General features: G+C 41.9%; 11 protein-coding genes. 10 read left to right on the top strand and 1 reads right to left on the bottom strand.

The features are described from left to right. Window positions 1-90: 90 nt before the first annotated feature. On the bottom strand, window positions 91-894 hold the full coding sequence (xdp1, locus tag Q4574_RS11655; protein ID WP_303474303.1) for an exosortase-dependent surface protein XDP1: 804 nt from the start codon (window positions 892-894) through the stop codon (window positions 91-93). A gap of 457 nt (window positions 895-1,351) precedes the next feature. Here xdp1 and pssA point away from each other — a divergent pair, with 457 nt between their 5' ends. The 10 genes from pssA (at window position 1,352) to Q4574_RS11605 (ending at window position 13,081) form a co-directional block, all read left to right on the top strand. Further along, window positions 1,352-2,200: a CDP-diacylglycerol--serine O-phosphatidyltransferase gene (gene pssA / locus Q4574_RS11650; protein ID WP_303474301.1), complete on the top strand. Its 849-nt coding sequence runs from the start codon at window positions 1,352-1,354 to the stop codon at window positions 2,198-2,200. A 224-nt stretch (window positions 2,201-2,424) separates the two neighbouring features. Continuing rightward, window positions 2,425-3,018: a PEP-CTERM sorting domain-containing protein gene (locus Q4574_RS11645; RefSeq protein WP_303474300.1), complete on the top strand. Its 594-nt coding sequence runs from the start codon at window positions 2,425-2,427 to the stop codon at window positions 3,016-3,018. Window positions 3,019-3,299: 281 nt separating this feature from the next. Next, the gene (gene flhA, locus Q4574_RS11640) at window positions 3,300-5,396 is read left to right on the top strand and encodes a flagellar biosynthesis protein FlhA (protein ID WP_303474463.1); all 2,097 of its coding nucleotides are present in this window, start codon (window positions 3,300-3,302) and stop codon (window positions 5,394-5,396) included. A gap of 54 nt (window positions 5,397-5,450) precedes the next feature. Next, window positions 5,451-6,833, top strand: a complete 1,383-nt coding sequence (flhF, locus tag Q4574_RS11635) for a flagellar biosynthesis protein FlhF (RefSeq protein ID WP_303474298.1) — start codon at window positions 5,451-5,453, stop codon at window positions 6,831-6,833. Further along, window positions 6,830-7,696 carry a MinD/ParA family protein gene (locus Q4574_RS11630; RefSeq protein ID WP_303474297.1) on the top strand — a complete coding sequence of 289 codons (867 nt, stop codon included), beginning with the start codon at window positions 6,830-6,832 and terminating at the stop codon, window positions 7,694-7,696. The genes flhF and Q4574_RS11630 overlap by 4 nt, the downstream gene beginning before the upstream one ends. After that, window positions 7,693-8,424 (top strand): RNA polymerase sigma factor FliA, encoded by a 732-nt coding sequence (locus Q4574_RS11625; protein ID WP_303474295.1) that lies wholly within the window; start codon window positions 7,693-7,695, stop codon window positions 8,422-8,424. Before Q4574_RS11630 ends, Q4574_RS11625 begins: the two co-directional genes overlap by 4 nt. Window positions 8,425-8,462: 38 nt before the next feature. Beyond that, entirely contained in the window at window positions 8,463-8,846 is a 384-nt protein-coding gene (gene cheY, locus Q4574_RS11620) for a chemotaxis response regulator CheY (RefSeq protein WP_303474294.1), read from the top strand. 33 nt (window positions 8,847-8,879) lie between these two features. Continuing rightward, on the top strand, window positions 8,880-9,647 hold the full coding sequence (locus Q4574_RS11615) for a protein phosphatase CheZ (protein ID WP_303474293.1): 768 nt from the start codon (window positions 8,880-8,882) through the stop codon (window positions 9,645-9,647). A 13-nt stretch (window positions 9,648-9,660) separates the two neighbouring features. Then, window positions 9,661-11,901, top strand: coding sequence for a chemotaxis protein CheA (locus Q4574_RS11610; RefSeq protein ID WP_303474291.1), 2,241 nt, complete (start codon window positions 9,661-9,663; stop codon window positions 11,899-11,901). Window positions 11,902-11,929: 28 nt separating this feature from the next. Then, a complete protein-coding gene (locus Q4574_RS11605) occupies window positions 11,930-13,081 on the top strand; it encodes a chemotaxis response regulator protein-glutamate methylesterase (protein ID WP_303474290.1) in 1,152 nt (383 codons plus the stop codon). Window positions 13,082-13,085: the final 4 nt, after the last annotated feature.

Here is a 13,085-nt window from a genome sequence, read left to right as displayed (position 1 = left end):
TGGATAAAATACTGAACATAGAGGAGGTTATATCGCTAACAAGCAGGCATAAAAAAAGACGGCGAACCGTCTTTTTCACAGATTTATTGTTTAGGCTGACAGTTTGCGTCTAAATATCGCCGCAGCACCAATTAGCAATAAAGCGAATGTTGCTGGCTCAGGTACTTCTTGGGTTTGACCTTCACTTTTACGAGTCGTGATGTTCTTTAATTTAATCGCATCGTAATAGTTGTCTCCAGAATTACCTGAAAAAACCGAGTTATATACGCCCACTAACCAATACTTGGATTCAAATCCGGCAGATATGGTTGCGGTGTTAGTACCAATATTAAATTTGTCAGTTTGATATCCCCAACCATCAGACATCAAATCGCTCCATTTGGTGCTGGTTGAAAATGGTGTGCTTCCTAAATCGCCTGTACCTGTATAACCCAAAATACTGACATCAGAGTCATTTTTAGTCCAACCAGCTTTAATACTGGTTAACTCTACCGCAGTATCAAATTCAAACAACACCATGTCGTAGTCAAGCCAACCGCTACTACTACCTTTATTATCTAAAGCATGATGAGGAGAATAATCAGAATCATCGTCGTTTATTGCGCCAAGACCAGAGGAGTAACGTTGTAAATCTGCGCTTTCGATAAACGGGTCTTGATCGTATGCGACATTACTACTGTTACACTCTGGGCCCGTGCCACAACTGGCATAGCCGGTTGATGACCAAGCTGTTACCGTCATACCGATTGTTCCAGAGGTATAACTAAGGGAATTCGATCCCCAACTGCCACTTGAAGCTAAATTCCAGGATTGGGTTTCATAGGTTGTTGTGCCTGCTGAGGCGTAACCTGCTACTGCCAATGCGAAAAAACCCGCTAAAATTTTATTAACCATAACTATTATTCCTACATCTTCGAAACTGTTGGCCTAAGCCTTTGCCAGAGGTCTTAAGCAATAATTAAACCAACTTTAGTTAATTCACTGTAAACAAGGGCTTGCGCGTTTTTTTGGTGATTTTTTATCAGGTGGAATAGTTCTACTGTAAAAATAATGGACAGTAAAAAAATTACCTGTTTCCAAATGGCTACTTAAACAAAATGCCACCCTTCAAATCTTCGAAAGACCAATTGTAGCCTGGGATTGAATGCTGTTGTGTATATCGTTTGTCACATAGGTATGTTGAGGAATAAGCGCAAAATTAAAATGGAAAACACAAACTGTAAAAGTTTTTTCAAAAAGAAAACTTATATTTGTCATTGTAAGGGGTAAAATTAAACCATATGAATGTATCTATGATTTTGAGCTAATTCAGGGTTGTGCTATCTTGTGCGCTCATTTTGAAGGGGGAATAATGTCAGAATCTAAACGTAAAGGTATTTATTTATTGCCAAATTTGCTGACAACGGCAGGTCTGTTTTCTGGCTTTTATGCCGTGGTTGCATCAATGAATGGTCGATTTGAAGCCGCCGCCGTTGCGATTTTTGTGGCGATGATATTTGATGGCCTTGATGGCCGAGTTGCACGTATGACAAATACCCAAAGCGAGTTTGGTGCTGAATACGACTCCATGGCAGACATGGTGTCATTCGGAATGGCACCAGCTCTTGTTGCTTATAATTGGGGGTTAACTGATTTAGGTAAAGTAGGCTGGTTAGCTGCTTTTATCTATGTTGCAGGCGCAGCATTGAGGCTCGCTAGGTTTAATACCCAATTAGGGGTAGCCGACAAGCGATTCTTCCAAGGGTTGGCTAGTCCAGCAGCTGCGGCATTGGTTGCGGGTATGGTATGGGTTGGCGTTGATTATGATGTTGATGGTAAAGAGTTTGGTCTTGTCGTTGCTGTGCTAACTGGCTTAGCTGGTTTATTAATGGTGAGTAATTTCAAATACAATTCATTCAAAGAAGTGGACTGGCATGGCAAGGTACCTTTTGTTGGGCTATTAATCGTGATGTTGGTTTTCATCATAGTGGCTACCGCTCCTTCTTTAGTATTGTTTTTCGTTTTCGCCTTGTATGCGTTAGCAGGACCAATTAACACTTTTCGCAGTGTCGATAAAGTGCGATTGGAAGATGTGGTTGGCGACCATGAAGAGTCCGATTGCGATTTTGCCGTATCACCGAATAAAGTATCGGAGCCAGAGCAAGAAAAAACATCAGAACAAAAACAGACGCATAAAAAAACACCAGAAAGTGAGCAATGATATAGCGATTAAGTGTCAAATATTTTAACGATCTCTCTTGCCCTATTTATTCATGTGAAAATAAGTTACTGATTATTTTGATAAAAATAAATTGGTTCGGTAATTGCTTTACTTAGTGGCAGAGGTCGTACTGTTTAAGTTGTGACCGATGATTCAAAAACACTATAACAATAACAATAAATAATGAACGAAATCGTTTAAAACAATAATTAAGGTTCACTAGTATGAAGTATTTGAAAAAAGTTTTGCTCGCGACAGGTCTTATGGCAACAACATTGGGAATGTCTCTGTCAGCAAACGCTGGCGCGATTATTCAACAAGATATCTATGCAGATGTTTGGTATTCTGATTTTAATCCATTCAATATTGATTTAGGTCCTCAGGTTATAGGTTCTGTTACTTACAATACTGAAGACGCGGATGCAGTAGGTTTCTTAAGCACTGTAGACCTTGATTTGTCTATCGGTGACTTAGCTTTAACCATGGCTGATGGTGAGTCAGCGGATTTTGGTCTTCCAATTATAGCGGGTATTAATCCATTTGATCCAAATGCTGGGTTAGAATTTTTGGAGGAAACATTCGCTTTATTTGGCGCTATGCCAGACTACGTATTAACGTTAGATGTTGGCAATTTCGATGGTTTTTTTGCTATTGATGAATATTTCTACGATGCAAATGGCGATATAGTCGACATTTTTGAAGACGCCTTTGGTACTGCAACACTTGGCGACGTAACCTATGTTCCAGAGCCTTCGGCTTTAGTGCTTATGTTAGCTGGCCTAGGTTTATTAGTGCGCAGAAAAATTGCTGCTAAGTAAGCTAAACTAATTTATCAAAAAACCTGGCAGTTTTGCCGGGTTTTTTTATGTTTGTTGTTCCAAGAACACTACGAAACGCGGCTATCTAACACTCACATCTAGCTCAACTAAAACGCTTATTACGTGCTATTTCAATTACCCCCCCCCAATTTCCTTAGCAACCGTGTCCTATTGGTTTAGTTGATTATTCTAAGTTAGGAAAACGTCAATTATCAGTCGATATTTTTGGCGCGTTTGTTGCAAAACCTATGATTATATTCACAACCGTCAAAAAATTGTTTATGGAACTTGCAGGTTACCTTAATCGGGTAGATAAAAATCAGGTCAAGAGCTTTATGAATGGGATCGGCGCCCCAATCGTAGTGCTAGCCATTATGGGCATGGTGATTCTACCGATGCCTGCATTTCTGCTGGATATTCTTTTTAGTTTTAATATCGCCCTATCACTTATGGTCATTTTGGTGGCAGTTTTTACCAATAAACCTGTGGATTTTGGTATTTTCCCTCTCGTATTGTTAGTCGCGACGGTACTGCGTTTGGCATTAAATGTAGCTTCCACTCGAATTGTCTTATTAGAGGGACATGAAGGTGGCGATTCCGCCGGTAAGGTTATACAAGCTTTTGGTGAAGTGGTCATTGGAGGCAATTATGCAGTAGGTATTGTGGTTTTTGCCATCTTACTGATCATTAACTTTAAAGTGGTAACCGCTGGTGCAGGACGTATTTCAGAAGTAAGTGCACGTTTTACCTTGGACGCCATGCCGGGTAAACAAATGGCAATAGATGCGGATTTGAATGCTGGCTATATTGATCAAGACGAAGCAAGAAAAAGACGCATGGAAATTACTAGCGAAGCGGATTTTTACGGCTCAATGGACGGTGCATCGAAGTTTGTAAAAGGAGATGCCGTCGCTGGTTTATTCATTATGCTTATTAATATTGTTGGTGGCTTGTTTATCGGTATTATTCAGCATGACTTAGCCTTTAGTGAAGCGATTGAAATATACACAATACTGACCATAGGTGATGGCCTAGTTGCCCAAATACCTTCCTTATTACTATCGGTTGCTACTGCCATTATTGTGACCCGTGAAAATGATTCACAAGAAATGGGTCAGGAAATGAGACGTCAATTAGGGAATCAAAAAGCCCTTTATGTGACCTCTGGCATTTTGTTCGTGATGGGCATAGTACCAGGAATGCCTCATTTAGCTTTTCTTGGTTTTAGCGCTTTTGTTGGTGGCGTAGCCTACTACAACTTTTGGAATGCAAAGAAACAAGCGGCGGAACCTCAGGTATTGGAAAATACTCAGGAGCCAAGCCAACCTCAAGAGATTAAAGAGCTTGGTTGGGATGATGTACAACATGTTGACACCATTGGTCTAGAAGTGGGGTATCGCTTAATACCACTGGTGGATAAAACCCAAGGTGGAGAGCTACTGACGCGCATAAAAGGTGTCCGTAAAAAGTTATCTCAAGAATTGGGGTTCTTAATTCCTCCTGTGCATATCCGCGATAATCTAGATTTAAACCCAAATAGTTACACCATCTCTATGCTAGGCGTAACTGTGGGGGATGCTGAGATTAGTCATGATGATGAATTGGCTATCAATCCTGGACAAGTATTTGGAAAGTTAGACGGCACCGCAACACGAGATCCGGCGTTTGGTTTAGAAGCCGTTTGGATCCGTCCGCAACAGCGGGAGCACGCGCAAACCTTAGGTTATACCGTTGTAGATGCCGCTACCGTCGTTGCAACACACCTTAGCCAATTGCTCACCAATAATGCCTATCAATTATTAGGTCATGAAGAAGTGCAACAACTTCTCGATATGCTCGCTAAAAACAGCCCTAAATTAGTTGAAGGGTTAGTACCAGAAGTCCTGCCATTGAGCACAATAGTGAAAGTGTTGCAAACCCTACTTTACGAGGGCGTGCCTATTCGTGATATGCGTAGCATTGTACAAACCCTTTGTGAATATGGTCCTAAAACTCAAGATCCAGATGTGTTGGTTTCTGCGGTGAGAATATCGTTAAAACGCTTGATTGTGCAGGAAATCAATAATAACGAACAAGAGTTACCGGTTATTACATTGGCACCAGATTTAGAACAAATGCTCCATCAATCATTGCAAGCCGGTGGGGAAGATGGTGCGGGAATAGAGCCAGGCTTGGCAGAAAAATTGCAAACTTCGTTAACAGAAGCGTCGCAACAAAGAGAGCTTGAAGGTGAGCCTGCTGTTCTGCTGACCTCGGGTATGCTCAGACCTGTACTTTCAAAGTTTTTCAAACATTCAGTGATGGGATTGCATGTGTTGTCTTATCAGGAAATTCCAAGCGACAAACAAATTCGAATTGTCAGTGCAGTGGGTCAATAAAATGGCGCAGAGTAATTTATTTAAACTAGACCAGATGCTTCTTTGGGGGGCAATGTGAAAATTAGACGTTTTATCGGAAAAGACATGCGTGATGCACTTAACCAAGTTAAAAAAGAACTTGGTGGAGATGCAGTGATTATGTCCAACAAGAAAACTTCGGAAGGAATTGAGATTGTTGCGGCATACGATCAAGCAAAACCGGAAGCCATTGGCGAACCTAATCACATTAATATGCAACCTAGCACCGGTGTGAATAGTACCGCAACCACTGGGAAGCATGCCCAGTCACATTCTAGCAGCGCTAAATTGACCCAAGGGCAAAGTGCACCAGTTAGTAAGCAAAAAGTCCCCAGCCTAAGTGAAATTATTGGTGATACTGGCCCAGACAGTTTGCGTGAATTACTCGAAAAGCAAGCCGCTGCGAATTCTTCCGATGCCCAGAGTGAAAGCCATGTTCACAACGTGAATAACCTAAGTCAGGTAAAAAGTGCTACCCCTGAAACGGTGTCAAGTTCCGCCATAAGTGAAATAAAGAGCGAGTTGAATTCGTTACGAAACGTTCTTCAATTTCAAGTTTCTGGATTGCTCAAGCAAGAGCGTCAAAGTGCTCATCCTATGCATGGATATTTAACCTCACGATTAGTTGATATGGGCATAAGTAGCCAAATTGCCGATGACATAGTGTCTTATACCCCCGAAAATGCAGATGAAAGACAAGCATGGTTATTTTTACTTAAACTATTGTCTAATCGTATTCAAACCACGGGTAATGCTATTCTTGCTGACAAAGGTGTGGTTGCCCTTGTGGGACCTACGGGCACGGGTAAAACCACAACTATTGCAAAATTGGCTGCTAGAGCCGCGCAAAAGTACGGCGCAGACCAAATTGCCATGGTGACAATTGATTCCTATCGTATTGCAGCTTTTGAACAATTGGCAACTTACGGTAAAATTATTGGCTGTAGCGTAAAAAAAGCACAAAACGCAGAAGAATTGTCAGATATACTCTTTCAACTACGCAACAAACGTTTGGTTTTAATTGATACTGCCGGTTTTGGGCAAAGAGATTCTCGCTTAATCAAGCAGTTAGATACCTTAAATCAGCATTCATGTGCTAACATCAAGAAGTATGTTGTAATTCAAGCCAATGCTCAATATAAAGTGTTGGAACATACTCTTAGTGCATTTAGCACAACTGATTTGCAGGGATGTATTTTAACCAAGCTCGATGAGAGTTATAGTCTCGGAGAAGCGTTAAGTGTGGCAATAGAACATAAGCTAGCTGTAAGCTATTTAACCGATGGGCAACGAGTCCCGGAAGATATTAAAGTTGCAGATGCGAAGTTTTTAATCTCTGCAGCAGCTAAGCTTTATAAAAAATATGGTTTGATCCATACTGCTAATTCAGAACAGAAAAAATCGGCATTAGCAATATGATCGACGACCAAGCGAGAAGCTTAAGACGAATGAATCAATCTCGATTAATTAAAGTGATTGCGGTAACCGGTGGCAAAGGTGGAGTTGGTAAAACTAATATCACCTTAAATACGGCTATCTCAATGGCTAAAATGGGCAAGCGCGTCATGGTATTGGATGCTGACTTAGGGTTGGCAAACGTTGACGTCATGTTAGGCTTGCGAGTAGAAAAAAATCTTTCCCATGTTTTATCTGGTGAGTGTACCTTAGATGAAGTCTTAGTGATGGGACCCCATGGGATTTTGATTGCGCCGGCAACCTCCGGTACCCAATCAATGACGGAGCTTAGTCCGACGGAACACGCTGGTCTGATCCGAGCATTTAGTGAATTGCGCACTAATATAGACGTGCTTATTGTCGATACTGCGGCAGGTATTTCCGATATGGTGTTAAGTTTCTCCAGAGCCTCTCAAGATATCATGATGGTGGTATGTGATGAACCAACGTCACTCACTGACGCCTATGCTCTGATTAAGTTACTGAATAGAGAGCATGGTGTGTTTCGCTTTAAAATTGTGGCTAACATGGTGCGTAATATGCGCGAAGGTCAAGAGTTATTTGCTAAGTTATCTAAAGTGACTAACCGCTTTCTTGATGTTGCGCTAGAGCTCGTCGCAACCGTTCCTTACGACGAAAATATTCGAAAATCCGTTCGCAAACAAAAAGCCATTGTAGATGCATACCCAGGTTCACCAGCATCTGTGGCCATTAGAGGACTCGCAGATAAAGCTATTCATTGGCCAATCCCTAATCAACCCGGTGGGCATTTAGAGTTCTTCCTAGAACAACTTGTCAGCGAGAAAATGGTAGGTGGGCAACGGTGAATAAAAGGGCAGCAGCTTATCAACAACAAGCCGATTTGGCTCAACTTGTAGAAAGACATGCTTCCTTGGTTAAGCGTATTGCGCATCATTTGTTAGCCAGGTTACCAGCCAGTGTTTTAGTGGATGATTTAATTCAGTCTGGCATGATTGGATTGCTTGAAGCTGCAAAAAATTTCGATGGCTCTAAGGGGGCAAGTTTTGAAACCTTTGCAGGGATCCGTATTCGCGGTGCCATGTTAGACGAAATCCGCAAAGGTGACTGGACACCAAGATCTGTTCACAAAAATGGTCGGGCAATCACCCAAGCTATTAATCAGGTTGAGCGTGAAACGGGTAGAGATGCCAGAGACGTAGACATCGCTGAAAAGTTAGAAGTCAGTTTAGCTGAATATCATCAAATGTTGAATGAAGTTAACGCTGGCAAAATCATCGGTATCGAAGACTTGGGTATTACTGAAGATGTTATTTCTACTGAGCAAAATAAAGGCAGTGATACGCCATTTCAAGATTTACTACAAGGTTCATTTCAAAAAGCATTAGCCCATGCAATCACGACATTACCAGAACGAGAAGCAATCGTCTTGTCATTGTATTATGATGAGGAGTTGAATCTTAGGGAAATTGGCGAAGTACTCGAAGTCAGTGAGTCTAGAGTGAGCCAAATTCACAGTCAAGCAATGCTAAAACTGAAAAGCAAAATGCAATCTTGGCGATTAAGCGAAGAATAATAAAACACCATTTGATTTAATCCTCATTGGAGATAGTTTTGGATAAAAATATGAAAATTCTTGTTGTTGATGACTTTTCAACGATGAGACGTATCATCAAAAATTTACTTAAAGATCTGGGATATACCAGTGTTCAAGAAGCCGATGACGGCAGTACCGCACTACCTATGCTGCAACAAGGTGACTTTGATTTTGTGGTAACTGATTGGAATATGCCAGGAATGCAAGGAATTGACTTGCTCAAAGCAATACGCGCAGATGATAGTTTAAAACATTTACCTGTGTTAATGGTTACTGCTGAAGCTAAAAAAGAGCAAATTGTTGCGGCCGCGCAAGCCGGTGTAAACGGTTACGTTGTAAAACCTTTTACTGCGGCAACGTTAAAGGAAAAGCTAGACAAAATTTTTGAGAGACTTGGTTGATAATTAATCTGTAATGAAGTTAGGAGTGTCTATATGACCGGTTCTAATAAAGCTCCAATGTCTCTTGATGATGCTAAAAAATTAGTTGAGTTGCTGGAGCGTGGAGATAACCAGGCAGCCAGTGAATTACTTGAAGAAACCTCGTTAACTAATTCTGTTGAATTATTTGCAGAGGTGGGGAAATTGACCCGCCAACTTCATGATTCCCTGAACAGCTTTCAACTCGACGAACGTATTTCAGATTTAGCCAACGAAGATATTCCCGATGCGCAAAGTCGTCTCAATTATGTTTTAGAAACGACCGAAAAAGCAGCCAATAATACAATGGATGCCGTGGAAGCGAGTATGCCAATTGCTGAAAAACTGCATTCCGGAATTAGTAATTTGCTACCGGAATGGAAAAAGCTGATGTCGAGGGAATTGCAACTGGGTGAATTTAAATCCTTGTGCAATGACTTGGATGCTTTGTTGGAGGAGTCTTCAAAAGATACCGATAAATTGACAGGTTTGTTAACCGATATACTGATGGCTCAAGGGTATCAAGATATTACCGGACAAGTGATACGCAGAGTCATTGAACTTGTAAAAGAAGTGGAAGATAGTTTAGTCCATATGTTGAAAGTCTTTGGTGCTTCTGAAACCAGTCCATTAATCACAAAAGCAGATGAAAGTCCTCACAAATCTAAAGCTGAAACAGAAGTGGTGAAAGCTGAAGGACCTATTATTGATGCAGAATTGCGAGACGATGTAGTTACCAGTCAAGACGATGTAGATGACTTATTGTCTAGTCTAGGGTTTTAAGAGGTATTTATTCATGTCTTTTGAAGTTGATGAAGAGATTCTACAGGACTTTCTAGTAGAAGCAGGTGAACTACTAGAGCAACTGCAAGAGCAGCTTGTAGATCTTGAAAACAACCCTGATGATTCTGACTTATTGAATGCGATTTTTCGTGGCTACCACACGGTAAAAGGGGGGGCAGGGTTTTTGTCGCTCACTGAGCTGGTGGACATTTGTCATGGTGCCGAAAACGTTTTCGATACTATGCGAAATGGGCAACGAACGTTAACACCTGAGTTGATGGATGTTATTTTGCAAGCCACAGATGTGGTTGTAGAAATGTTTGAGAGTGTAAAAAAGCGCGAACCCCTGGAAGCAGCCGACCCCCAACTTATCGAAACCCTTCACCGTTTGAGCAAACCTGAATCAGAAGATCCATCTTCGCCTACCCCTGAAGTTCCTGTGGTTACAGAAGAGGTGGTTGAGGTAAAAAGCGATGAATCGAATGACGACATGGAAGATATTACCGAGGATGAATTTGAAGCGCTATTAGATGAGCTCCATGGTTCCAAAACTTTTAATGGAAGTAAAACAGAAACTGATGAAGATGCTGAAGGCTCTTCAACAAACTCAGCAAATGAAGACGCAGTCCCTGCGGATTTGATGAGTGGTGCCAGTGATGAAGATATCACTGATGACGAATTTGAAGCCTTACTTGATCAACTCCATGGTGAAGGAAGCTTTTCAATTGATAAAGCGCAACCAACAGAACCTTCTACACCAACAGAGCCTTCTAATCCCGCGTCTCCACCCGAGCCAACAGCACCTTCTGCATCAGCAGGCAGTTCTGATTCAGATGATATTTCAGATGATGAATTTGAAGCCTTGCTTGATCAATTGCACGGGGAAGGCAAAGGACCTGCAGCGGTTAGCAAACCTGTTTCGCCAGCGCCGACACCAGCGCCAACAGCAAAACAAACTCCTACATCTGAGACTAAATCTCAATCAGGGGTAACTAACGAGAAACCCTCTATTACACCTAAACCTGCGGCCCCTAAACCGGCAGTGAAAAAAGACGAAAAAGAAAAGAAACCTGTTGCCGGTGCCCAAGGTGAGACGACCGTAAGGGTGGATACCAAGCGTCTTGACCAGATTATGAATATGGTTGGTGAGTTGGTTTTGGTTAGAAATCGATTGTTGAGTTTAGGGGTTAATATCAACGATGAAAGCATGACCAAAGCCATTGCCAATCTTGATGTAGTGACTGGCGACTTGCAAGGCGCGGTTATGAAAACTCGTATGCAGCCCATTAAAAAGGTATTTGGCCGATTCCCCCGAGTCGTAAGAGATTTAGCACGAAGCCTTAAAAAAGAAATTTCTTTGATTCTAGAAGGTGAGGAAACAGATTTAGATAAAAATTTAGTTGAAGCTTTGGCCGATCCTCTGGTTCATTTGGTGCGAAACTCAGTCGATCACGGTATTGAAATGCCTGAAGAGCGTTTAGCTGTGGGAAAACCTTCACTAGGAACAGTAAAGCTGGCAGCTTCACAGGAAGGTGATCATATACTGCTTACCATTGAGGATGATGGTAAAGGCATGGATCCTGACAAGTTAAAAGATATCGCTATTAGTCGCGGCGTGTTAGACGCTGATGCTGCTGCTCGAATGACTGATGAAGAAGCATTCAATCTTATATTTGCCCCGGGGTTCTCCACTAAAACAGAAATATCTGATATCTCTGGACGCGGTGTGGGCATGGACGTGGTGAAAACCAAGATTAATCAACTCAATGGTACTGTCAATATTAGTTCCGAGTTAGGTAAAGGTACTCGCTTAGAAATTAAAGTTCCTTTAACCTTAGCTATCCTGCCTACTTTGATGATTGTTGTGGGCGAACAAACTTTTGCTTTGCCCCTGGGCGCGGTAAATGAAATTATCAATATGGATTTGAGTAAAACCAATACCGTTGATAGTCAATTGACTATGATAGTGCGTTCAAAAGCGATTCCTCTTTTTTATCTGCGTGACTGGTTAACTAAGCTAGGTGGCAGTGGCGATAAAAATCAGGGACACGTCGTGGTTGTACAAATTGGAACCCAGCAAGTTGGTTTTGTTGTCGATAGTTTAATTGGCCAAGAAGAAGTGGTGATTAAGCCGCTTGATGCACTGTTACAAGGTACGCCTGGTATGGCGGGGGCAACCATCACTAGTGATGGCGGCATTGCCCTAATTCTCGATATTCCGAGCTTATTAAAGCGGTATGCTAAAAAGAAATAATAATTAAATAAAAGGACGCTTTTTTGTAATGGCATATAGGGTATTGGTAGTTGATGATTCTAGTTTTTTTTGCCGACGTGTAAAAGACATTCTAAATCAAGACCGCCTGTTGGAAGTAATAGGTATTGCCCGTAATGGTGAAGAAGCGATTAAAATGGTCGCAGAGCTAAAGCCGGATGTTGTTACAATGGACGTTGAAATGCCCGTCATGGATGGTATTACAGCTGTTAAGCGGATCATGAAAGTGCATCCCCTACCCATTTTAATGTTTTCATCGTTAACCTCAGAGGGCGCACAAGCCACTTTAGACGCACTTGATGCTGGTGCATTAGACTTTTTACCTAAAAAGTTTGAAGATATTGCCAGAAATAGTAAAGAGTCGAGTGAGTTACTGCAGACTCGAGTACGAATACTAGCCTCAAAACGAGGCTTGGTAGCTCGACGTCACGGAGTCAAACCAAATACACCGTTATCTTCTCCTGGCAGACCTGGCAATACTCACGTGTTTATGAGAAGTTCTAGCGTTGCCGTAGCACCTGCAACAGCACAAACTAATTTAGAACCAGCATTTACTAATATTCGCCGATCTTCGGGAAAAGAGTATCAATTGTTGGCAATTGGCACCTCTACAGGTGGGCCTATTGCTTTGCAAAATATCCTGACCGAATTACCGGAGACGTTTCCTCACCCCATTGTTCTTGTGCAACACATGCCTGGCAGCTTTACTAAAGCCTTTGCCAATCGCTTGAACCAGATGTGCAACATAACAGTGAAAGAAGCGACCCATGGTGAGCGCTTAGTTAGCGGTTGTGCATATTTAGCACCTGGCGGTAAACAAATGTTAATTGAGGGCTTAAGCCATAATGCGAGAGTAAAAATAACCGAGGTTGAGAGTCGCGACCATCACCTGTACAAGCCAAGTGTCGATTTAACCTTTCAGTCGTTGAGTCAGGTTTACGCTGGGAACGTATTGGCTATTATTTTAACTGGTATGGGGGCAGACGGAAAAGAAGGCTGTGCAGCGCTGAAACAAAAAGGCGCTAAAATTTGGGCACAAGACGAACAGACAAGCGTGGTTTATGGCATGCCTCAAGCGATTACTAAAGCGAATATTTCTGAGCGAAACCTACCATTGTTTGAAATCCCTAAGAGCATTATGCTGGAAATGCGAGTAAAATGAGCAC

It is taken from the genome of Aliiglaciecola sp. 3_MG-2023, from assembly GCF_030548205.1.
Lineage (GTDB): Bacteria > Pseudomonadota > Gammaproteobacteria > Enterobacterales > Alteromonadaceae > Aliiglaciecola.
Note: the sequence above shows the minus strand (reverse complement) of the source record. Positions and strands in the feature narration are given on the sequence as shown.

Excerpts from the sequence above, each read along its gene's own strand:
- Q4574_RS11630 (WP_303474297.1), top strand. The coding sequence starts at position 6,830 with ATGATCGACGACCAAGCGAGAAGCTTAAGACGAATGAATCAATCTCGA.
- pssA (WP_303474301.1), top strand. The coding sequence starts at position 1,352 with ATGTCAGAATCTAAACGTAAAGGTATTTATTTATTGCCAAATTTGCTG.
- Q4574_RS11605 (WP_303474290.1), top strand. The coding sequence starts at position 11,930 with ATGGCATATAGGGTATTGGTAGTTGATGATTCTAGTTTTTTTTGCCGA.
- Q4574_RS11615 (WP_303474293.1), top strand. The coding sequence starts at position 8,880 with ATGACCGGTTCTAATAAAGCTCCAATGTCTCTTGATGATGCTAAAAAA.
- Q4574_RS11610 (WP_303474291.1), top strand. The coding sequence starts at position 9,661 with ATGTCTTTTGAAGTTGATGAAGAGATTCTACAGGACTTTCTAGTAGAA.
- flhA (WP_303474463.1), top strand. The coding sequence starts at position 3,300 with ATGGAACTTGCAGGTTACCTTAATCGGGTAGATAAAAATCAGGTCAAG.
- xdp1 (WP_303474303.1), bottom strand. The coding sequence starts at position 894 with ATGGTTAATAAAATTTTAGCGGGTTTTTTCGCATTGGCAGTAGCAGGT.
- Q4574_RS11645 (WP_303474300.1), top strand. The coding sequence starts at position 2,425 with ATGAAGTATTTGAAAAAAGTTTTGCTCGCGACAGGTCTTATGGCAACA.